Here is a 17529-nt window from a genome sequence, read left to right as displayed (position 1 = left end):
GGTCGTTATAGAGTGCAGGCACGGTAGTTGTTTTGCTGTGGCAGCTGCCGACATGTGATTGCAGGACACTCTTGGTGCAAAGGGACAAGGGCCGGCCGGAAGCCTCTCCGACCGGCCCTTACTCTTGCCGCCCACGCCGATGCGCCCCGGCCGATGTCGGAGGCCCCTGCGACAATCTCCTCATGGGAGGCCCTTTCGCCGCACTCGAGCAGTCGCTCGAAGCACTGCGTGCGGAATGGGATGCAGCGGTCGCGCCGACGCTCGCCGCTACAGCCGGTCCGGCGGTGTCGGATGCCGAACTGGTCGCGCTCGCCCGGGCGTCGGAAGATCTGGGCCGACGCCTCGACGCCCTGCGCACGATGGTCGCGGGAGAGATCGCGGAGCGCTCCCGGCCCTCGCTCGGCGGCGAGCGGCTGAGCGCCCGATACGGCTGCCGGGACGCATCCGAGCTCCTGCAGCGAGTCACCGGGGTGTCGGCGGCGACGGCTCGATCGCGCGCCGCGACCGCCCACGACGTGCGGCAGGGAGAGGGCCTGACCGGCGAGCCGCTCCCCGCGGCCTTCCCCGACGCCCGCGACGCCTTCCTCACGGGGGCGCTGGGCATCGACGCGCTGACCGCGATCACACGCACCCTCGCGCCGCTGCGCGAGCGCTGTGCCGTTGCGAACGTGGCGGCCGCCGAGCGCGAGCTGGTCGCGGCGGCCACGGGGACGACGAGCGACGCCGCGCCACCGGCCACCGCCGACGACATCCGGATCCAGGCGAAGGTGTGGGCACTCTACCTCGACCCCGACGGCGCCCTGCCCGACGACGAGAGGAACCATCGCCTCCGCGGCGTGCGGTTCGGGCGCTCGCGCGACGGCCTGGTCGACCTCCAGGGTCGCCTGCTGCCCGAGGTCGCCGCACAGCTGCAGCGCCTGTGGGACGCCTACCTGAGCCCGCGCGCGGGCGACGGGCACGCGGATGCCGCGGCATCCGGCCCCGCTTTCACCCCCGACGACGGCACCGGCACGGGCGAGCCTCCCGCCGACCTGCGCTCGCGCCCGCAGCGCCAGCACGACGCACTCGCCGGAATCCTGGCGGTGGCCGCCCGTTCCGCCGAGACCCCCACCCTCGGCGGGCAGGCGCCGACACTGCTCGTGACCGTGGCGGCGCAAGAGCTGCACCGACCGGCCGGGATCGCCCACCTCGAAGGCGTGCGCCTTCCCGACGAGACCGGGTCCGACACCTCGCGTACGCCCGTCCCCGCAAGCTTCGCGCGTCAGATCGCGTGCTGCGGCGGCATCCAGACGCTCACCCTGGGCGGCGCGGGACAGGTGCTGTCGCTCTCGAGCCCGCAGCGTGTGTTCACCGCCCACCAGCGCCGGGCGATCATCGCGCGCGACGGCGGCTGCGTGATCCCCGGATGCCTGGTGCCCGCCGCCTGGTGCGAGATCCACCACGTCGTCCCGCACGCCGCGGGAGGCGCGACACACATCGACAACGGGGTGATGCTGTGCTGGCACCACCACCGCACGATCGACACCGGCGGCTGGCGCATCCGCGTGAGCGACGGGGTTCCCGAGATCCGCGGGCCGTCGTGGTGGGATCCGTCGGGCAGATGGCGTCCATCGGGTCGCGCACTCGCGCCACGACCGATCGGGGTCGGGCCCCCGACCTGACGCCGAGGGCCCGCGCCTCGCCGGTCGAGCCTCGCGCGAAGGGCGTATCCTCTTGCCCATGACCAACCGCCACCTCGCCGTCGACGCGTGGGAGAGCCTCTTCCGCGCCCAGCACGAGGTGTTCACCGAGATCAGCGATGACTTCCGCGACTCGGACCTCGCGCAGGCGGAGTACGACGTGCTGCTGACCGTGACCCGCGCCCCCGGCATGACGGCGAGGCTTCGCGACGTGACGTCGCTCATGCTCGTGAGCCAGCCCTCCGTCTCGCGGCTCGTCGACCGAATGGTGGCGCGCGGCCTCGTGACCAAGTGCGCCGATCCCGACGACGGACGCGGCGCCCTCGTGCGTGCCACGGAGAAGGGCGCGGCGGCCTTCCGCAAGATCGCCACGCAGCACGCTCGCACGATCAGCGAGAGGATGTCGCGCCTCGACGAGGACGAGCTGCGCCAGCTGCGCGACCTGACGTCGAAGCTCCGCGGTCAGGACTGCTGAGCGGCCCCTCCCCGGGCGCACGGATGCCGCGGGCCGCCGTCGACCCGCGGCATCCATTCCCGGCGGGCTACTGCTCGACGGGGCGCGGCGCGTCGGCCTGCGCCGTCTCGCCCCGGTTCTCGTGCGCGGTGAGGATGGGGGTGTCGGCGTCGGTCTTCACCTCGACCTTGCGAGGCTTGGCCTTCTCGCTCACGGGGATCGTGACGCTGAGAACGCCGTTGCTGTACGTCGCCGCGATGTTGTCGGTGTCGATCCCCTGACCGAGGTTGAGCTGGCGCAGGAAGCTGGCCGCTTCGCGCTCGCGGGTGATCCACTTGACGCCGTCACCGGCGGCGAGCGTGCGCTCGGCACGGATCGTCAGCAGCTGACCGTCCACGTCGATGTCGACAGAGCCGGGATCGATGCCCGGCAGGTCGGCGGTCAGGACGTAGTGGTCGCCGTCGCGGTACAGATCCATCGGCATGCGCCGCGGTCCGCGGCGGGTGTCGAACAGGCCCATCGCGAGACGGTCGAGGTCACGGAACGGGTCGTAGGTCGCCATGATTCTCTCCTTCTGTTCTCGTCCAATCTGAAGTTGAGTCACGTTGACTCAACTAGGCTCAGACTAGCACTTGACGGGAGAGAGTGCTAGAGGATGTGGCGCAGGCGAGCGGCCTCGTCCGCGGGCATCCCGTAGCCGTGCTCCGGCGCCGGGTAGGCACCCGAGCGCACCTCGTCGGCGTACGCGGAGACGCCCGCGATCATCGCTTCGCGCAGGGCGGCATAGCGCTTGACGAACCGCGCCGGGGCGCCGTCGTGGATGCCGAGCAGATCGTGGAACACGAGCACCTGGCCGTCGGTGGCGGGGCCCGCCCCGATGCCGATGACCGGCACGTGCAAGAGCGGCACGATCGCCTCGGTGGCAGCACTCGGGATGGCCTCGAACACGATGGCGAAGCATCCCGCGTCCTGGAGCGCGACGGCGTCGTGACCCACCCGTGCGGCCTCCTCGGCCGTGCGACCCTGCGACCGGAACCCGCCGAGGACGGCGGCGGTCTGCGGCGTCAGGCCGACGTGCCCCATGACGGGGATCCCGGCGGCCACGAGCGCACGGGCACGCTCGACCGATGTGCCGCCGCGCTCGATCTTGACGGCGTCGGCGCCGCCCTCCTTCACGAAGCGCTGCGCCGTGAGGATCGCCTGCTCGTCGGAGACCTCGTACGAACCGAACGGCAGGTCGGCCACGAGCATCGGCCCCGAGAGCCCGCGCCGAACGGCTTTCACCAGCACGAGCATCTCGTCGATCGTGACGGGCACCGTGCTGTCGTAGCCGAGCACCGTCATCGCCCCCGAGTCGCCGACGAGCACGATGTCGACCCCCGCCGCCGATGCGACCTGGGCGCTCGGGAAGTCGTACGCCGTGACCATGACGATGGCCTCCCGCGCCGCCTTCCGCGCAGCGAGGGTGGCGAAGGTCACCGGCCCCGCGCTCATGACCGCGCCGAATCTGTGCGCAGCGTCGCCACGGCGGCGTCGACGTCGATGATTCCGTTGCGGCGGTCCACGTGCACGACCACGGGCTCGTAGGCGGCCAGCTCGGCCTCGGAGTACTGGGCGTAGGTGATCACGATGACCGTGTCGCCCGTGTGCACGAGACGCGCCGCCGCACCGTTGACCTGCAGGATGCCGGTGCCCCGCTCCCCCACGAGCGCATACGTCTCGAAGCGCGCGCCGTTGTCGATGTCGAGCACCTGCACCTGCTCGTTCTCGCGGATGTCCGCCGCGTCGAGCAGGTCGGCATCGATCGTAATCGAGCCGACGTAATTCAGATCGCTGCCGGTGATCGTCGCGCGGTGGATCTTCGATTTCAGCATCGTGCGCTGCATCAGCGGGGAACCTCCAGGATCCGGTTGTCGATGAGACGAGCGCGCCCCACCCTTGCGGCGACGGCCAGCAGTGCCGCGCGCTCGATGCGATCGAGCCGGCGTAGGTCGTCGGGATGCCGCAACTCCAGGTACTCCGGATCTATTCCGGCATCGGCCAGCACGTCCCGCGCCGCGGTCAGCACGGGCCCCGCCGCGGTCTCGCCCCCCGCGACCGCCGCCGCGGCGGCGGCGAGAGCCCTGTTGAGGGCCGTCGCCTGCGCGCGGGCGTCGGCGTCGAGGTAGACGTTGCGCGAGCTCATCGCGAGGCCGTCGGGTTCCCGGACGATGGGGCACGCCTCGATCCGGACGGGGATGTCGAGATCGCGCACGAGCCGCCTCACGACGAGTACCTGCTGGGCGTCCTTCTGCCCGAAGTACGCGACGTCGGGCGTGACCATGTTCAGCAGCTTCGCCACGACGGTGGCCACGCCGTCGAAATGGCCGGCACCGCGCGAGGCGCCGCAGAGCACCTCCGTGATGCCCGAGATGTGGATCGTCGTCGCGAACCCCTCGGGGTAGATCTCCTGGGTCGACGGCACGAAGAGGATGTCGGCCCCCTCCCCCTCGGCGAGCGCGGCGTCGCGCACCTCGTCGCGCGGGTAGGCGCTGAGGTCCTCGCCGGCCGCGAACTGGGTCGGGTTGACGAATAGCGAGACGACGACGAGCCCGGAATCGGCGCGCGCGCGGCGCACGAGTGAGAGGTGTCCCTCGTGGAGCGCCCCCATCGTCGGCACGAGCCCGATGCGTCGACCCGCCGCGCGGGCGTCCCGCGCCGCGGCACGCATCTCGGTCACGGTCCGTACGATCCTCATCCGCGGATCCGTCCTCTCTCTGCCAGGTCGTGCGTCGCATCGCGCAGCACGTCGAAAAGGGGGAGCAGGTGGGGGGCTTCGCTCTCGATCGCCGCGCGCTGCCGCCGCACCGTCGCGTCGTCGCCCCGCGCCACCGGGCCGGTCAGGGCGCCCGATGGTCCGAGCGAGGCCCAGTTCGCCACCGTCGCCGCCACGAGCGGATGCAGCAGCGCCCGGGCGTCGGCGCCATCGAGCCCCGCGGTGGCGGCCACCTGCTCCGCGGCATCCAGCAGCGTCACGAGGTAGTTCGATGCGACGGATGCCGCGGCGTGGTACCCCGCCCTCTGCTCGTCCCGCACCTCGAAGGCGCGGAGGCCGAGGGCCTCGGCGAGCGCCCGGGCCGCGTCGAGCGCCTCCGGTGTGATGCCGGCGATCGCGCATCCGGCACCGGCGAACGCCTCGGGGCCTTCGTCGCCCGTGAAGGTCTGCAGGGGATGCAGGCCCGCGTCGGCGCCGGACCCGCGCAGCGGCGTCGCACCCGAGGTGTGCACGATCACGCCGCCGAACCCCGACGCGCGCACCGTCGACGCGGCATCGGCGATCGCGGCATCCGGCACGCAAAGCACCACGGCGTCGACGCGCCTCGTGTCCAGCGCCTGGTCCCGGCCGAAGGGACCCGTGACGGTCGACCCCGCGGCGGAGAGGGCCCGCGCCAGCGGGCGGCCGAGGCGCCCGGCACCGACGACGGCGACCGTCGCGACGGGGCGACGCGGCTGCGGCGTGGTGGGGGTCATGAGTTCACACACCCGGGACGGACGGTGCGGGTGTGTCGAGTATCCTCCACGACCGCGCGCCGGACAAATGCGCCACCGACGTTCACAGCTTGCGCAGGAGCACGCTCTCGACGGCGTGATCCGCGCCCTTACGCAGCACGAGGTCGGCGCGGTGACGGGTGGGCAGCACGTTCTCCCGCAGGTTCGGCAGGTTCACGCCGTGCCAGAATCCCGCAGCCGTCTCCACCGCCTCGGCATCGCTCAGGTCGGCGTAGGTACGGAAGTAAGAGGCCGGGTCGCGGAACGCCGCCTCGCGCAGCGCGAGGAACCGCTCGGTGTACCACCGCTCGATGTCGGATGCCGCGGCATCCACATAGATGGAGAAGTCGAAGAACTCGGCCACGGAGACGTCGTTGGGGCGCGGCGGCGGCTGGAGCACGTTCAGCCCCTCGACGATCAGGACGTCGGGGCGCCGAACGGTCACCACCTCGCCGGGCACGATGTCGTAGATGCGGTGAGAGTAGACCGGCGCCCGCACCTCGCTCGCGCCGCTCTTCACGGCCGCGACGAACTCGACGAGGGCGCGGCGGTCGTACGACTCCGGGAAGCCCTTGCGACGCATGAGACCCCGGCGCTCGAGCTCCGCGTTCGGGAGCAGGAAGCCGTCGGTGGTGACGAGCTGCACGCGCGGGGTATCGGCCCAGCGGGCGACCAGCTCTCGCAGCAGCCGCGCGATGGTCGACTTGCCGACGGCGACCGACCCGGCGATCGCGATAATGAACGGCGTCGTGGTGTCGGGTTCGTCGAGGAACGTCGCGGTGGAGGCGCCGAGGGACTGCGCCCCCGCGGCGTAGAGGCTGAGAAGTCGGCTGAGCGGCAGGTACACGTCCGCGACCTCTCCCAGGTCGAGGCGGTCGCCGAGCCCTCGCACGTGCTCGATCTCCTCCGCCGTCAGCGGCTGGGGCATGTCGGCGGCGAGACGCGCCCATTCGGCGCGGGTGATCTCGCGATACGTCGAGGGGATCGGCTCGCTCACGCCGTCGGCTCGGCCTCGTCGCGTCCGACCAGCAGATCCCCTGCGGCGTCGAGCACGGCGTCGGCCACCTCGCGCTTGCTCCCCGAGACCTGCGCGACCACGCGGCCGGTGCGATCGAGCACGGTCGCGGCGTTCTCGTCGGCGCCGAACCCACGCCCGCCGCCGACGGCGTTGGCGACGAGAAGATCGGCGGGCTTGCGCGCGACCTTCGCGCGGGCGAGCGCGACGAGCTCGTCGGCGTCCCGTGCCGTCTCCGCGGCGAAGCCGACGACGATACGGCCGGGCACGGGGTGGGCGACGAGATCGGCGAGCACATCGGGAGTGCGAACGAGGGCGAGTTCGAGCGTCTCGCCGAGCTCGTCCTTCTTGAGCTTGCGCTCCCGGGGCTCGGCGGGGGCGAAGTCGGCGACGGCGGCCGCCATCACGACGACGGACGCCGACCCCGCGAGCTCCTGTACCCGCGCCGCGAGCTCGGCGGCCGTCTCGACGTCGACGCGCGTGACGCCCGCTGCGGCGACGGCGGCGGCGGGCGCGGCATCCATGTTCGCGGCGATGACGGTGACCTCGGCTCCGCGGGCGGCGGCGGCGAGCGCGAACGCCGCGCCCTGCTTGCCGCTCGAGCGGTTGCCGAGGAAGCGCACGGGGTCGATGGGCTCCCGCGTCCCGCCGGCGGTGATCAGCACGCGCCGGCCCTCGAGGTCGCGCGGGACGGCGGTGCGGGCCGCGGATGCCGCGGCGAGCGTCGCCTGGACGATCTCGTCCGGCTCGCTCATGCGCCCCGGCCCGATGTCGGCTCCCGTGAGTCGGCCGGACCCCGGCCCGACGATCGTCGCGCCGCGCTCCCGCAGCGTCGCGATGTTCGCGGTCGTGGCGGGGTGCTGCCACATCTCGGTGTGCATCGCGGGGGCGACCACGAGCGGCGCGCGACTTGCCAGCACCGTCGTGCCGAGGAGATCGTCGGCGATCCCCGCCGCGAGCTTCGCGATCGTGTTCGCCGTGGCGGGGGCGATGACCACGACATCCGCCTGCTGCCCCAGGGCGACGTGGCGCACGGCCGCGACGTCGTCGAAGATCGAGGTGTTCAGGGGGTTGCGGCTGATGGCCTCCCACGTCGGGGCACCCACGAACCGCAGCGCGGAATCGGTGGCGATCACCCGCACCTCGTGGCCGAGGAGCACGAGGTCCCGCACGATCTGCACGGTCTTGTACGCGGCGATGCCGCCCGTGACACCTACGACGATGTTGAGCGGCCGATCCATGATGAGCCCACTGTATCGGGGCGGGCGGCGCCGACGCCCCTGCGAGCCGGCTCGGTGGAGCCGACCGAGCGGCTCACCCCCGCAGGGATCCGAAGACGTGGAGGTCGAGGTCCTCGCTCAGCAGCTCGCTCGCGATGCGGCCGCGCACGCTGGTGCCCTGGTCATCGAGCGGCGGGCTCACGACCGCCGCCCCGAGAACGCCGGGAGCCGACAGCACGATCGCCCCGGACACGCTCGACTTCGCGGGGATGCCCACGCGCCTCATCCAGCGTCCGGAGCCGTCGTAGACACCGCACGTCGCCATCACCGCGACGACATCGCGCGCGACCCGAGACGGCACCACGTGGTGGCCGGTGACGGGGTTGACGCCCCCCAGCGCGAGGGTCGCTCCCATCACGGCCAGCGCCTCGGCGTCGACGAGCACGGCGCAGGCGCGCGCATACACCTCCACCGCTTCATCTGCGCCGAGGGCGAGCGTGCCCTCCGAGCGCATGAGGTGGGCGAGCGCGTGGTTTCGATCGCCGAGTAGGTGCTCGTTCCGGGCGACGTCCTCGTCGACCTCGAGGGCTCGCCCGGCGAAGGCGGACAGACCCCGCAGGATCCGCTCATCACGTCCTTCGGCGTTCCCGCCGTCGACCAGCGCGGCCGTCAGAAGGGCCCCCGCATTGACCATCGGGTTGGGCGGGCGGCCCGTTCCGCTTTCGAGCTTGATGGCGTCGAAGGCCTCGCCGGTCGGCTCGATGCCCACGCGCTCGAGTGCGTCGCCGTCCGTGTCGACCAGTGCGAGGGCGAACAGGAACGGCTTCACGGCCGACTGGATGCTGAAGGCGACGTCGGCATCGCCGCTTCCGCGAATCGAGCCGTCGGCCTGCGCGAGCGCGACACCGAAGAAGTCGGGATCGGCACCCGCCAGCTGCGGGATGCTGTCGTCGACTTCGCCGCCACCCTCGCGGCGCACCCTCTCTTCGAGCGCGTCCAGGTCGTAGGTGTGGTGATCGGGAGCGGGAGCCTTCGCCATGCCTCCAGCCTGGCACGGGCGCCCTCGTGCAGGCGGTGGCGGCATGTCACCCTCGTACCTCGCCCGAGCCGGCTGCCTGTCAAGCCCCTCCGCGGCGCGGAGAGCCGCGCGTAGCGTGACGGTCTCGTCCGATGGAAGGAACGTCCATGACCGACAACGACTCCCCCGCCCCCGCGTCCGAGAACGTGCGGAAGGACATGGCCTATAGCCCGGCCAGCGAGACAGAGACCGAGCCGGAGCTCGAGGTCGCCGCCGAGGCCAAGCTGACCGAGAAGCTCATCGAACGCGAGGCACGCGGGAACCGCCCCGACTAGGCGCGGCGACCACCGGCCAGACGGTGAGCTCGGGGCGGGTCCGGGCAACGCCTAGGTTGGAGGCATGGCAGAGCACCCCGCCGACGACCCGAACGATCGCATGACGACCGAGCTCGGTCTGCGCATCAGTGCGTTGCGCAAGAAGAAGGGGCTCACCCTCGTCGCCCTCGCCGGACGAACCGGACTCTCGCAACCGTTCCTGAGCCAGATCGAACGAGGACGCGCCCGCCCCAGCATGCCCTCGCTCCATCGCCTCGCATCGGCCCTGGACACCACGACACCGGCGCTCCTCTCGGGCGGCGATCCGGGCACGAGCGCCGCCGCCGAGATCGACACGTCCACCGTCAGCCTGGTCCGCGCCGATCAGGGCTCGATGGCCGTGCAGTCCAACGGGCAGGCGAAGTCGCTCGTCGCCGGCGAGCGCACGATGTATCCCCTCGAGTTCGTCACGAGCGTCTCGGAATTCGAGGACTACTACCAGCATCCCGGTGCCGAGTTCATCTACGTCATCTCCGGGCACCTCGAGGTCGACCTCGACGCCGAGGGCGTCCACCGCATCGGCCCCGGCGACACCCTCTATTTCGCCGGAGGCGTGCGCCACCGGTGGCGGGTCGTCGGCGTCTGGCCCGCACGGCTGCTCGTGACACAGGCGGGGCCTGACGCACAGTCACGAAATATTGCAGAGCAGCATATTTGATCACGCGCTCCAGCCTTCACACATCGGCAATTGCGGGGTAACAGGCGCGAAACATCCCTGGCAGATATTGATCTAGTCAATATTTAGCTCGGGAGGAACGATGTCCGGCGCCACACTGGAGTTCGACGATGTCGGCATGCGGTTCCCGAACGGGACCGTCGCGCTCGACCACGTCGATCTCACGATCAGCCCCGGCGAGTTCGTCGCGCTCCTGGGCCCGTCGGGATGCGGGAAGTCCACGCTCCTCCGCCTGGCATCGGGACTCGACAGCGCGTCCTCCGGTCGCACGATCGTCGGCACCCAGAACGTCGGATACGTCTTCCAGGACGCAACGCTCCTCCCGTGGCTGACGGTGGCACGCAACGTCGCCCTCTTCGGCGAACTCGAGCGGCTTCCCCGCGCCGAGATCGAGCGGCGCGTCTCCACCTCCCTCGAGCTCGTCGGGCTCGCGTCCTTCGCGGAGCACCTCCCGCACCAGCTATCGGGAGGCATGCGCATGCGCGCGTCGCTCGCGCGCTCGCTCGTGAACAACCCCGCGCTCTTCCTCTTCGACGAGCCCTTCGGAGCGCTCGACGAGTTCACCCGGGAGAAGCTCAACGACGATGTCCGCTCCCTGTGGCGCGAGGAGCGGTTCACGGGCGTCTTCGTCACCCACTCGATCGCCGAAGCCGTCTACATGGCCACGCGGGTCGTGGTGATGGGCGCCGCGCCCGGCCGGATCATCGGCGAGTTCGCCGTTCCCTTCGGCGACCACCGCGACGAGCACACGCGGTACTCGCCCGAGTTCGCCCGCCTCTCCTCCGACATCTCCGACCTGCTGAAAGGGGCGATGGCATGACGCGCCGCACCTGGATCTCCATCCTCATGCCGGTCGGTTTCGCCGCCGCCGTCCTGGCGCTCTGGTACATCACGAGCGCCTTCCTCCTCACCCCCTCCAAGCGGTTCATCCTCCCGATGCCGCACGAGATCGTCGTCGTGGCGTTCCTCGATCCCGAGAACCTGCTCGACCTGCTCCGCCAGCTCGGCACCTCCGCGCTCGTCGCGATGTCGGGTCTCGCGATCGCGGCGGCCATCGGCATCGTGACCGCCGTCCTGATGAGTCAGTCGAAATGGGTCGAGACGACGCTCTACCCCTACGCGGTCGCCCTTCAGAGCGTGCCGATCCTCGCACTGGTGCCCCTCATCGCGTTCGCGCTCGGCTACGGCTTCGGCAGCCGCATCCTGGTCGTCATCCTCATCTCGATCTTCCCGATCATCACGAACACCCTGTTCGGTCTGCACTCCGCCAGCCCTCAGATGAAAGACCTCTTCCGGCTGAAGAAGGCCAGTCGCTGGACGGTCATGACGCGACTGCAGTTCCCCGCTGCGCTGCCCGCGCTCTTCACCGGCCTGCGGATCTCGGCGGGCATGGCGGTGGTCGGCGCGATCGTCGCCGACTTCTTCTTCCGCAAGGGCGAGTCGGGGATCGGGCTCGCGATCGACACGTACCGCAACCTCCTCAACGGCGAGATGCTCTACGGCGCCATCATCCTCGCCTCGCTGCTCGGGCTCGCCGCCTTCTGGCTGTTCGGGCTCCTCTCCCGCCTCGTCGTGGGCAAGTGGTACCAGCCCGACCGCCGATGACCTCCTCCTGCACCGCCCCACCCGAATCACCCGACACCTGGAGCACACCATGAACAGATCACGCCCCCTCCTCGCGACCCTCGGAGCCGGCATCGCCGTCACACTCGGCCTCGCCGGCTGCGCCGGATCGGAGACGACCGCCGAGAACGCCGTGGCAGCCGGCGGCGAGGGCGCGCTGAGCGCCTGCCCCGCCACGGTCGTCCTGCAGACCAACTGGTTCCCCGAGCCCGAGCACTCCGCCGCCTACGCCCTGATCGATCCCGCCGAGGCGACGACCGACCCCGATGCGGGGATCTACTCCGGTCCCGCGATCGCCGACCCCTCGATCACGATCGAGGTTCGCTCGGGCGGACCCTTCATCGGCTTCCAACAGTCCACCGCGCTGCTGTACTCCGATGACTCGATCATGCTCGCGATGATCGACACCGACGAGTCGGTCAAGCTCTCGGCCGACCAGCCGACGAAGGCCGTGTACACGCCGCTGCAGGTCAACCCGCAGATCCTCCTGTGGGATCCGGAGCGCTACTCCTTCGACGAGATCTCGGACATCGGCGAGAGCGATGCGACGGTGCTGTACTTCCAGGGCGCGACCTACATGGACTACCTCATCGCCCAGGGCGACGTGCGCGCCGACCAGGTCGATGGCTCCTTCGACGGATCGGTCACGCGCCTCGTCGCCGACGAGCCCGTCGTCATGCAGGGCTACATCACGCAGGAGCCGTACCGCCTGAAGGTGGACTTCCCCGACTACGGTCGCGATGTCGACTCCTTCCTCATCGCCGACTCCGGGTACGACATCTACCCCGCCGCGTGGTCGGGCAAGCCCGAGGTCGTCGAAGCTCAGTCGGACTGCCTCGCCCAGCTGGTGCCCGCCATGCAGCAGGCGCAGATCGACTACATGGACGACCCCGAGCCGGTCAACCAGGCGATCTCCGACTACCTCGTCGAGATCGACCAGTTCTTCCAGGTCACGCCCGAGCTCGGCGCCGAGATCCACCGCGTCATGCAGGACGAGGGAATCGTCGCCGATGGCACCGATGGCGTGTTCGGCTCCTTCGACGCGGAGCGGATGGAGCGGATGACGGCCCTCTTGGCCGACATCTACGCCGAATCCGGTGTCGAGGTCGCCGAGGGCCTGACCGCCGAAGACATCTACACGAACGAGTTCCTCGACTCGAGCATCAGCTACGGCCGGTGATCACGCGGGGCGGGCGACGACGCGAGCCGCCGCCCGCCCCCTCGGCCGACCCCTCACCACACGGAAAGCAGTACCCATGACCATCGCCTCCGTCACCGCACACCCCCTCCGACTCGAGACCGACTACGCCGCGATGACGCTCTTCCTCGTGCGCGTCGAGACCGCCGACGGCGCCGTGGGCTGGGGCGAGAGCTGCGACAGCTTCGGCATCTCGTACCCCACCGTGCTCGCCCGCTTCGTGGATGACGTCTGGGCGCCGGCAGTCACGGGACTGCCCGGCAGGGACGCGCTCGACGCGCTGCGGAAGACCCGCGGTGCCGTCGCCCGAACCCTGGGGTTCAGCCACTCCGCCGCCCAGTCCCTCAGCGCGGTGGATATCGCCCTGCGAGACGCGCTGGGGCGCAGCGAGGGGCGCTCGGTCTCCGCCGAGATCGGCCGCCGCACCGACACTCTGCGCGTCTACGCGGGCAACAGTCACTTCCTCGAGTCGCGCAGCGCAGACGCGCACGTCGAGCTGCTCGGTCCGCTGCTGGATCGGGGGGTGGACAGCGTGAAGATGAGGATCGGCCCCGATTGGCGCACGGCCATGCGCGTCCTCGGGGATCTGAGGCAGCTGCTCCCCCAGATCGACCTGATGGTCGACGGCAGCGAACTCTTCTCGGTCGCCGAGGCGATCGAGATGGCGCACCGACTCGCGGATCTGAACATCAGCTGGTTCGAGGAGCCCGTGCCGGCGACGCGCATGGGCGCGATCTCGCGCATCGCCGCGGCATCCCCCGTGCCTCTCGCCTATGGCGAGCACCTCTTCAGCTCCGAGCACATGCTCGACACCCTCGATGCGGCCGCGGTCTCGGTCATCCAGCCCGACGCCTCGATCTGCGGCGGCGTCGAGGACGCCCGGCAGATGGCCCTGACGGCGCAGGGCCGCGGTGCCCGCGTCGTGATGCACCTCCACGGCAGCCCCGTCACCCTCGCAGCCAACGCCCTCGTCGCGGCGAGCGTCCCCGGCGTCGACCTGATCGAGTACCCCTTCCACCTCTCCCCCATGCTCGATCGAGTGGCGCCGGGCTGCGGATTCGATGTCGCGTCGATCGTCGACGGCCGGATCTCGGTGCCCCGGGGTCCCGGCCTCGGCCTGCAGCTCGATCTCGACGTGATCGAGGCGGGCCGACGAGCGTTCGCCGACGCGTGAGGATGATGAGATGACATCGTCGCCCCAGAGGATCCTCGTCACCGGATGCCGCGGCAAGGTCGGTCGCGCCGCCGTGCTGGCGCTGCGCGCCGCCGGCCACGACGTGCGGGGAACCGATCTCGGCCGCCCCGTCTACGACGTGGACGAGTCGGACCCGGTCCCTTACGTCCAGGCCGACCTGACGGATGCGGGTGACGCGTTCGCCGTGATCCGGGACGTCGACGTCGTCGTGCACACGGCGGGCATCCCGGAGCCGACGAAGAACGTCGCGCATGCCGTGTTCCTCACGAACGTGTCGTCGACGTTCAACGTCGTGGAGGCGGTGGCGGCCCGCGGCATCCCGCGGCTGATCAATCTGTCGAGCGACTCGGTATCGGGCATGACGTGGGCGCTCCGACCGTTCGTGGGCGCCTTCTGCCCCATCGACGAGACGCACCCCGACCTCGCGCACGACGCCTACGGCATGTCCAAGCGCGTGACGGAGATGCTGTGCGACGCGCTCGTCGCGCGCACCGACGCGACCGCGGTGTCGATACGTCCGACGTGGGTGCTCACCCCCGAGTCCTACGCATCGAACCTCCGGCCCTTCTTCGCCGATCCCGACCTTCCGAGCGCCGTGTTCTGGGCCTACATCGACGTGCGCGACCTGGCCGACCTGGTCGTCGCGTGCGTCGAGACCCCGACGCCCGGCCACGAGGTCGTGTACGCCGCGGCAGCCGACAACATCGGCGGTCGCGACCTGCTCGCCGAGGTCGAGCGCCTGCACCCCGAGGTGGAGAGACGCCCGGTGTCACGGGCGGATGCCAGCGGCATCGACTCGTCGAAGGCGCACCGCCTCTTCGGCTGGGCCCCCGCTCGGTCCTGGCGCGACCACCTCGACGAGCGCGGCGAACCGCTCCGCAGCTAGAAGACGTCGCAGCGCCGCTCGAGATCCTCGACGGCGGGACTAAGGGCCCTTGTCGAGGTATCGCCCGAGACCTACCGTGTGCGCCATCACACCGCATCGGAGCGGTGCAAAGGAGACATGATGGCACGCTCATCGCAGAAGTCCGTCGCTCTATCGCCCGCCGAGATCCAGCTCCTCGACGCGCTGATCTCACTGCAGGAGGAAGCCCAGTCGGACGACGTCCGACGGGTCACCATATTCGATCCCCCGGATGCCCTCGGCATCTGGGTCAAGGCGGGCAAGTGGCTCTGGAAGCACCGCAAGAAGGTCGTGACCCTCGTCACGGCGGCGACGGACTTCGTCGGCGCCGACGACTTTCAGCTGCGCGCGGCGACCGAGAGCGCCCGCCTGGGGCGCGGTGCACCGGTCGATGCCGGAGAAGACGAGGATGACGGCGCCACCCTCGACGATCTGCTCGCGGCACGCGAGGCCGTCGTGAAGGCGCTCGAGCAGTCACGGCGTGCGGACGAGGACAGCTGACCCCGCGATGAGTCCGGCCGACGGAGCGGTCGCCCTCTTCTTCGCCCTCTGGCTCGCGCTGTGCGTGGCCAGCCAGTTCTCCACTGACAGGATCAACGCACTCAAGCGCTTCGACGTGCTGCAGATCCTTCCGATATGGACGTTCTTCGCACCGAACCCCGGTCGTAGCGACTATCACGTCATCGGCCGGGATCGTTTGCGCGATGGCACCCTCACGCCGTGGCGCGACGTGCTTCCCATCCCGCGTCAGGACGCCATGAGCCCGTTCTGGAACCCTCGCAAGCGCCGGACCAAGGTCGTCGTGGATGCCGTGGCCACGCTCGTCGATATGATCGGGCGAGCGAAGAGGGAGGATCGCCCGACCGCAGCTCTCGAGCGCACCCTGCTCATTTCGGGCCCCTACCTCGTGCTGGTCAACATCGTGGCGCACAGCGCGGATCACCACGGGGATGCCGCATCCTTCCAGTTCGCGGTCGTCGAGCGGCAGGGGTTCGGACGCGAGGGTTCGCCCGTACCACTGGTCATGTCACCGTTCCACGGTCTCGCGTGAACCCCCTCTCCGGCGCGTGGGGGGCGACGGACGCCCTCCAGTTCGTCGTCTGGATCCACGCCGTCGCGGTGCTGTTGACCGCCGCGGAGTACCTGCACGATCGACGCGACTTCGGCGAACGCGGGGCGATGTCGTGGAAGGTGTTCCGCGCCTCCGGGTCGGGGGCGTACCGCACCCTGGTCCCCGAGGGGATACAACGACGGCTCTTCGGCTTGCGCGGGATGACCACGATGCTGTGGATCCAGATCGGTGCGGTGCTCGTCTTCGCCGTTGCGCCCGCGCGGTCGTGGCTGCAGTGGTGCGGTCTCCTCACCTCGACGGTGGCGCTGCTGCTCATCACTGCACGACAACGCTACGGTCAGGACGGAGCCGACCAGATGAATCTCATCGTCGGCATCACGTGCGTCATCGTGTTCGGCCCCTTCCAGAGCGAGACGGTCATGACGATAGGACTGTGGTTCCTCGCGCTCCAGGTCACGCTCGCCTATCTGAGCGCGGGGATCGCCAAGGTGATCTCACCGGTGTGGAGAAGGGGGCTCGCGGTGGGGATGGTCGTCGACACCGCGTCGTACGGCAGCCGCTCCGCCGGCGATCTGTTGCGGCGCTACTCCTGGATCGGCAAAGTGCTCACCTGGGGCACCATCGCGTTCGAGCTGGTCTTCGTGATCGCGCTGATCGCACCGCCCCCGGTGACCTTCGGCATCCTCGCCGTAGGCGTGTTGTTCCATCTCGGCATCGCGTTCGTCATGGGTCTCAACAACTTCGTGCCCGCCTTCCTCAGCACCTATCCCGCCGTCCTGTTCGCCGCGACACAGCATTGACTTATCGAATTCCTTGCGATATCTATTGTTTTTCGATAGTTCTCGCCGAGGAGGTGTGCAATGCGCGGATGGACGATCCTGGCGCTCCGTGCCGTCATCGCGGTGTCATTGGCCGGTTCCCTCGTGGTGCAGGTGGTCATCGTGCCGCTGCTGTGGGCGGATCTCGGCGGCGTTCCGCTGGGAGCGCGCATCACGCTGACGGTGCTGGCGGTGGCCGGCGTGCTGACGATGCAGGCCTTCGCGGTCTGCGTCTGGCAGCTACTGACGATGGTCCGCCGCGGGTCGGTGTTCTCACCCGCGGCCTTCCGCTATGTCGACGTGATCATCGGCGCCGTCGTCGGAGCAGCGGTCGTGGTCTTCGCCCTGGCGGCGCTGCTCGCCGCAGGACGGGCGGCGCCGGGTGTCGTCGGCATCGTCGGCGGGTTCTCGATCGTGCTCGCCGGCATGGCGATGCTGGTCGTGGTGATGCGGACGCTGCTCACGCAGGCGATCGATCGCGAAGCCGAGGCTCGCGCCCTCCGCTCCGAGCTCGACGAGGTGATCTGATGCCGATCGTCGTGGACATCGACGTGATGCTCGCGCGCCGCAAGATGTCTGTCGGCACGCTCGCCGACCTCGTGGGGGTCACTCCCGCCAACCTCGCAGTCCTCAAGAACGGCCGCGCGCGAGCGGTGCGCTTCTCGACCCTCGACGCGCTGTGCGAAGCACTGGACTGCCAGCCGGGCGACCTCCTGCGGTGGGAGGCACCCGCGCCGGCCGGGTGAATCGCGAGG

Annotated in this window: 22 protein-coding genes; 14 read left to right on the top strand and 8 right to left on the bottom strand. The window is 70.2% G+C overall.

Translation table 11 applies throughout. The annotated features are described in order from the left end of the window. Positions 1 to 182: 182 nt before the first annotated feature. Positions 183 to 1661 carry a DUF222 domain-containing protein gene (locus ACIGCK_RS13855; RefSeq protein WP_396666835.1) on the top strand — a complete coding sequence of 493 codons (1479 nt, stop codon included), beginning with the start codon at positions 183 to 185 and terminating at the stop codon, positions 1659 to 1661. A 58-nt stretch (positions 1662 to 1719) separates the two neighbouring features. Beyond that, positions 1720 to 2154 (top strand): MarR family winged helix-turn-helix transcriptional regulator, encoded by a 435-nt coding sequence (locus ACIGCK_RS13850; RefSeq protein ID WP_396666834.1) that lies wholly within the window; start codon positions 1720 to 1722, stop codon positions 2152 to 2154. A 67-nt stretch (positions 2155 to 2221) separates the two neighbouring features. On the opposite strand, the gene ACIGCK_RS13845 is transcribed toward ACIGCK_RS13850, so the two are convergent. The 8 genes from ACIGCK_RS13845 to glsA all read right to left on the bottom strand — a co-directional run bounded on the left by ACIGCK_RS13845 (position 2222) and on the right by glsA (position 8935). Then, positions 2222 to 2695 (bottom strand): Hsp20/alpha crystallin family protein, encoded by a 474-nt coding sequence (locus ACIGCK_RS13845; RefSeq protein ID WP_396666833.1) that lies wholly within the window; start codon positions 2693 to 2695, stop codon positions 2222 to 2224. A gap of 86 nt (positions 2696 to 2781) precedes the next feature. Further along, positions 2782 to 3627, bottom strand: a complete 846-nt coding sequence (gene panB / locus ACIGCK_RS13840) for a 3-methyl-2-oxobutanoate hydroxymethyltransferase (RefSeq protein ID WP_396666832.1) — start codon at positions 3625 to 3627, stop codon at positions 2782 to 2784. Beyond that, positions 3624 to 4007 (bottom strand): aspartate 1-decarboxylase, encoded by a 384-nt coding sequence (gene panD / locus ACIGCK_RS13835; RefSeq protein ID WP_396666831.1) that lies wholly within the window; start codon positions 4005 to 4007, stop codon positions 3624 to 3626. Before panD ends, panB begins: the two co-directional genes overlap by 4 nt. Positions 4008 to 4018: 11 nt before the next feature. Continuing rightward, positions 4019 to 4870, bottom strand: a complete 852-nt coding sequence (gene panC / locus ACIGCK_RS13830; protein ID WP_396666830.1) for a pantoate--beta-alanine ligase — start codon at positions 4868 to 4870, stop codon at positions 4019 to 4021. Then, positions 4867 to 5643: a Rossmann-like and DUF2520 domain-containing protein gene (locus tag ACIGCK_RS13825; protein WP_396666829.1), complete on the bottom strand. Its 777-nt coding sequence runs from the start codon at positions 5641 to 5643 to the stop codon at positions 4867 to 4869. The genes panC and ACIGCK_RS13825 overlap by 4 nt, the downstream gene beginning before the upstream one ends. Positions 5644 to 5725: 82 nt before the next feature. Next, a complete protein-coding gene (coaA, locus tag ACIGCK_RS13820) occupies positions 5726 to 6658 on the bottom strand; it encodes a type I pantothenate kinase (protein WP_396666828.1) in 933 nt (310 codons plus the stop codon). Next, positions 6655 to 7917: a bifunctional phosphopantothenoylcysteine decarboxylase/phosphopantothenate--cysteine ligase CoaBC gene (gene coaBC / locus ACIGCK_RS13815; RefSeq protein ID WP_396666827.1), complete on the bottom strand. Its 1263-nt coding sequence runs from the start codon at positions 7915 to 7917 to the stop codon at positions 6655 to 6657. The genes coaA and coaBC overlap by 4 nt, the downstream gene beginning before the upstream one ends. A gap of 73 nt (positions 7918 to 7990) precedes the next feature. Next, on the bottom strand, positions 7991 to 8935 hold the full coding sequence (gene glsA / locus ACIGCK_RS13810; protein ID WP_396666826.1) for a glutaminase A: 945 nt from the start codon (positions 8933 to 8935) through the stop codon (positions 7991 to 7993). Between the two features lie 146 nt (positions 8936 to 9081). Between glsA and ACIGCK_RS13805 the strand changes: the two genes are divergently transcribed. The 12 genes from ACIGCK_RS13805 (at position 9082) to ACIGCK_RS13750 (ending at position 17520) form a co-directional block, all read left to right on the top strand. Then, positions 9082 to 9249 carry a hypothetical protein gene (locus ACIGCK_RS13805; protein WP_396666825.1) on the top strand — a complete coding sequence of 56 codons (168 nt, stop codon included), beginning with the start codon at positions 9082 to 9084 and terminating at the stop codon, positions 9247 to 9249. A gap of 64 nt (positions 9250 to 9313) precedes the next feature. After that, a complete protein-coding gene (locus ACIGCK_RS13800) occupies positions 9314 to 9946 on the top strand; it encodes a helix-turn-helix domain-containing protein (RefSeq protein WP_396666824.1) in 633 nt (210 codons plus the stop codon). 100 nt (positions 9947 to 10046) lie between these two features. Continuing rightward, complete coding sequence (locus ACIGCK_RS13795) at positions 10047 to 10784, top strand: ABC transporter ATP-binding protein (RefSeq protein ID WP_396666823.1); 738 nt, start codon at positions 10047 to 10049, stop codon at positions 10782 to 10784. Next, on the top strand, positions 10781 to 11569 hold the full coding sequence (locus ACIGCK_RS13790) for an ABC transporter permease (RefSeq protein ID WP_396666822.1): 789 nt from the start codon (positions 10781 to 10783) through the stop codon (positions 11567 to 11569). The genes ACIGCK_RS13795 and ACIGCK_RS13790 overlap by 4 nt, the downstream gene beginning before the upstream one ends. A 49-nt stretch (positions 11570 to 11618) precedes the next feature. Beyond that, positions 11619 to 12767 carry a hypothetical protein gene (locus ACIGCK_RS13785; RefSeq protein ID WP_396666821.1) on the top strand — a complete coding sequence of 383 codons (1149 nt, stop codon included), beginning with the start codon at positions 11619 to 11621 and terminating at the stop codon, positions 12765 to 12767. Between the two features lie 76 nt (positions 12768 to 12843). After that, a complete protein-coding gene (locus tag ACIGCK_RS13780; RefSeq protein ID WP_396666820.1) occupies positions 12844 to 13959 on the top strand; it encodes a mandelate racemase/muconate lactonizing enzyme family protein in 1116 nt (371 codons plus the stop codon). Positions 13960 to 13969: 10 nt separating this feature from the next. After that, entirely contained in the window at positions 13970 to 14866 is an 897-nt protein-coding gene (locus ACIGCK_RS13775; RefSeq protein WP_396666819.1) for an NAD-dependent epimerase/dehydratase family protein, read from the top strand. A gap of 120 nt (positions 14867 to 14986) precedes the next feature. Next, positions 14987 to 15385, top strand: coding sequence for a hypothetical protein (locus ACIGCK_RS13770; RefSeq protein WP_396666818.1), 399 nt, complete (start codon positions 14987 to 14989; stop codon positions 15383 to 15385). A gap of 7 nt (positions 15386 to 15392) precedes the next feature. Further along, positions 15393 to 15935, top strand: coding sequence for a hypothetical protein (locus tag ACIGCK_RS13765; RefSeq protein WP_396666817.1), 543 nt, complete (start codon positions 15393 to 15395; stop codon positions 15933 to 15935). Then, positions 15932 to 16756: a hypothetical protein gene (locus ACIGCK_RS13760; RefSeq protein ID WP_396666816.1), complete on the top strand. Its 825-nt coding sequence runs from the start codon at positions 15932 to 15934 to the stop codon at positions 16754 to 16756. The genes ACIGCK_RS13765 and ACIGCK_RS13760 overlap by 4 nt, the downstream gene beginning before the upstream one ends. Positions 16757 to 16816: 60 nt before the next feature. Further along, positions 16817 to 17302, top strand: coding sequence for a DUF2975 domain-containing protein (locus ACIGCK_RS13755; RefSeq protein WP_396666815.1), 486 nt, complete (start codon positions 16817 to 16819; stop codon positions 17300 to 17302). Then, positions 17302 to 17520, top strand: a complete 219-nt coding sequence (locus ACIGCK_RS13750) for a helix-turn-helix domain-containing protein (protein WP_396666814.1) — start codon at positions 17302 to 17304, stop codon at positions 17518 to 17520. Before ACIGCK_RS13755 ends, ACIGCK_RS13750 begins: the two co-directional genes overlap by 1 nt. Positions 17521 to 17529: the final 9 nt, after the last annotated feature.

The sequence above is a fragment of the Microbacterium sp. NPDC078428 genome, assembly GCF_044542535.1.
Classification (GTDB): Bacteria; Actinomycetota; Actinomycetes; order Actinomycetales; family Microbacteriaceae; genus Microbacterium; species Microbacterium limosum.
The sequence above is the reverse complement of the archived record's forward strand: the minus strand, read 5'-3'. Positions and strand labels throughout refer to the sequence as shown.

Excerpts from the sequence above, each read along its gene's own strand:
- ACIGCK_RS13855 (WP_396666835.1), top strand. The coding sequence starts at position 183 with ATGGGAGGCCCTTTCGCCGCACTCGAGCAGTCGCTCGAAGCACTGCGT.
- ACIGCK_RS13850 (WP_396666834.1), top strand. The coding sequence starts at position 1,720 with ATGACCAACCGCCACCTCGCCGTCGACGCGTGGGAGAGCCTCTTCCGC.
- ACIGCK_RS13845 (WP_396666833.1), bottom strand. The coding sequence starts at position 2,695 with ATGGCGACCTACGACCCGTTCCGTGACCTCGACCGTCTCGCGATGGGC.
- panB (WP_396666832.1), bottom strand. The coding sequence starts at position 3,627 with ATGAGCGCGGGGCCGGTGACCTTCGCCACCCTCGCTGCGCGGAAGGCG.
- panD (WP_396666831.1), bottom strand. The coding sequence starts at position 4,007 with ATGCTGAAATCGAAGATCCACCGCGCGACGATCACCGGCAGCGATCTG.
- panC (WP_396666830.1), bottom strand. The coding sequence starts at position 4,870 with ATGAGGATCGTACGGACCGTGACCGAGATGCGTGCCGCGGCGCGGGAC.
- ACIGCK_RS13825 (WP_396666829.1), bottom strand. The coding sequence starts at position 5,643 with ATGACCCCCACCACGCCGCAGCCGCGTCGCCCCGTCGCGACGGTCGCC.
- coaBC (WP_396666827.1), bottom strand. The coding sequence starts at position 7,917 with ATGGATCGGCCGCTCAACATCGTCGTAGGTGTCACGGGCGGCATCGCC.
- glsA (WP_396666826.1), bottom strand. The coding sequence starts at position 8,935 with ATGGCGAAGGCTCCCGCTCCCGATCACCACACCTACGACCTGGACGCG.
- ACIGCK_RS13805 (WP_396666825.1), top strand. The coding sequence starts at position 9,082 with ATGACCGACAACGACTCCCCCGCCCCCGCGTCCGAGAACGTGCGGAAG.
- ACIGCK_RS13800 (WP_396666824.1), top strand. The coding sequence starts at position 9,314 with ATGGCAGAGCACCCCGCCGACGACCCGAACGATCGCATGACGACCGAG.
- ACIGCK_RS13795 (WP_396666823.1), top strand. The coding sequence starts at position 10,047 with ATGTCCGGCGCCACACTGGAGTTCGACGATGTCGGCATGCGGTTCCCG.
- ACIGCK_RS13790 (WP_396666822.1), top strand. The coding sequence starts at position 10,781 with ATGACGCGCCGCACCTGGATCTCCATCCTCATGCCGGTCGGTTTCGCC.
- ACIGCK_RS13785 (WP_396666821.1), top strand. The coding sequence starts at position 11,619 with ATGAACAGATCACGCCCCCTCCTCGCGACCCTCGGAGCCGGCATCGCC.
- ACIGCK_RS13780 (WP_396666820.1), top strand. The coding sequence starts at position 12,844 with ATGACCATCGCCTCCGTCACCGCACACCCCCTCCGACTCGAGACCGAC.
- ACIGCK_RS13775 (WP_396666819.1), top strand. The coding sequence starts at position 13,970 with ATGACATCGTCGCCCCAGAGGATCCTCGTCACCGGATGCCGCGGCAAG.
- ACIGCK_RS13770 (WP_396666818.1), top strand. The coding sequence starts at position 14,987 with ATGGCACGCTCATCGCAGAAGTCCGTCGCTCTATCGCCCGCCGAGATC.
- ACIGCK_RS13765 (WP_396666817.1), top strand. The coding sequence starts at position 15,393 with ATGAGTCCGGCCGACGGAGCGGTCGCCCTCTTCTTCGCCCTCTGGCTC.
- ACIGCK_RS13755 (WP_396666815.1), top strand. The coding sequence starts at position 16,817 with ATGCGCGGATGGACGATCCTGGCGCTCCGTGCCGTCATCGCGGTGTCA.
- ACIGCK_RS13750 (WP_396666814.1), top strand. The coding sequence starts at position 17,302 with ATGCCGATCGTCGTGGACATCGACGTGATGCTCGCGCGCCGCAAGATG.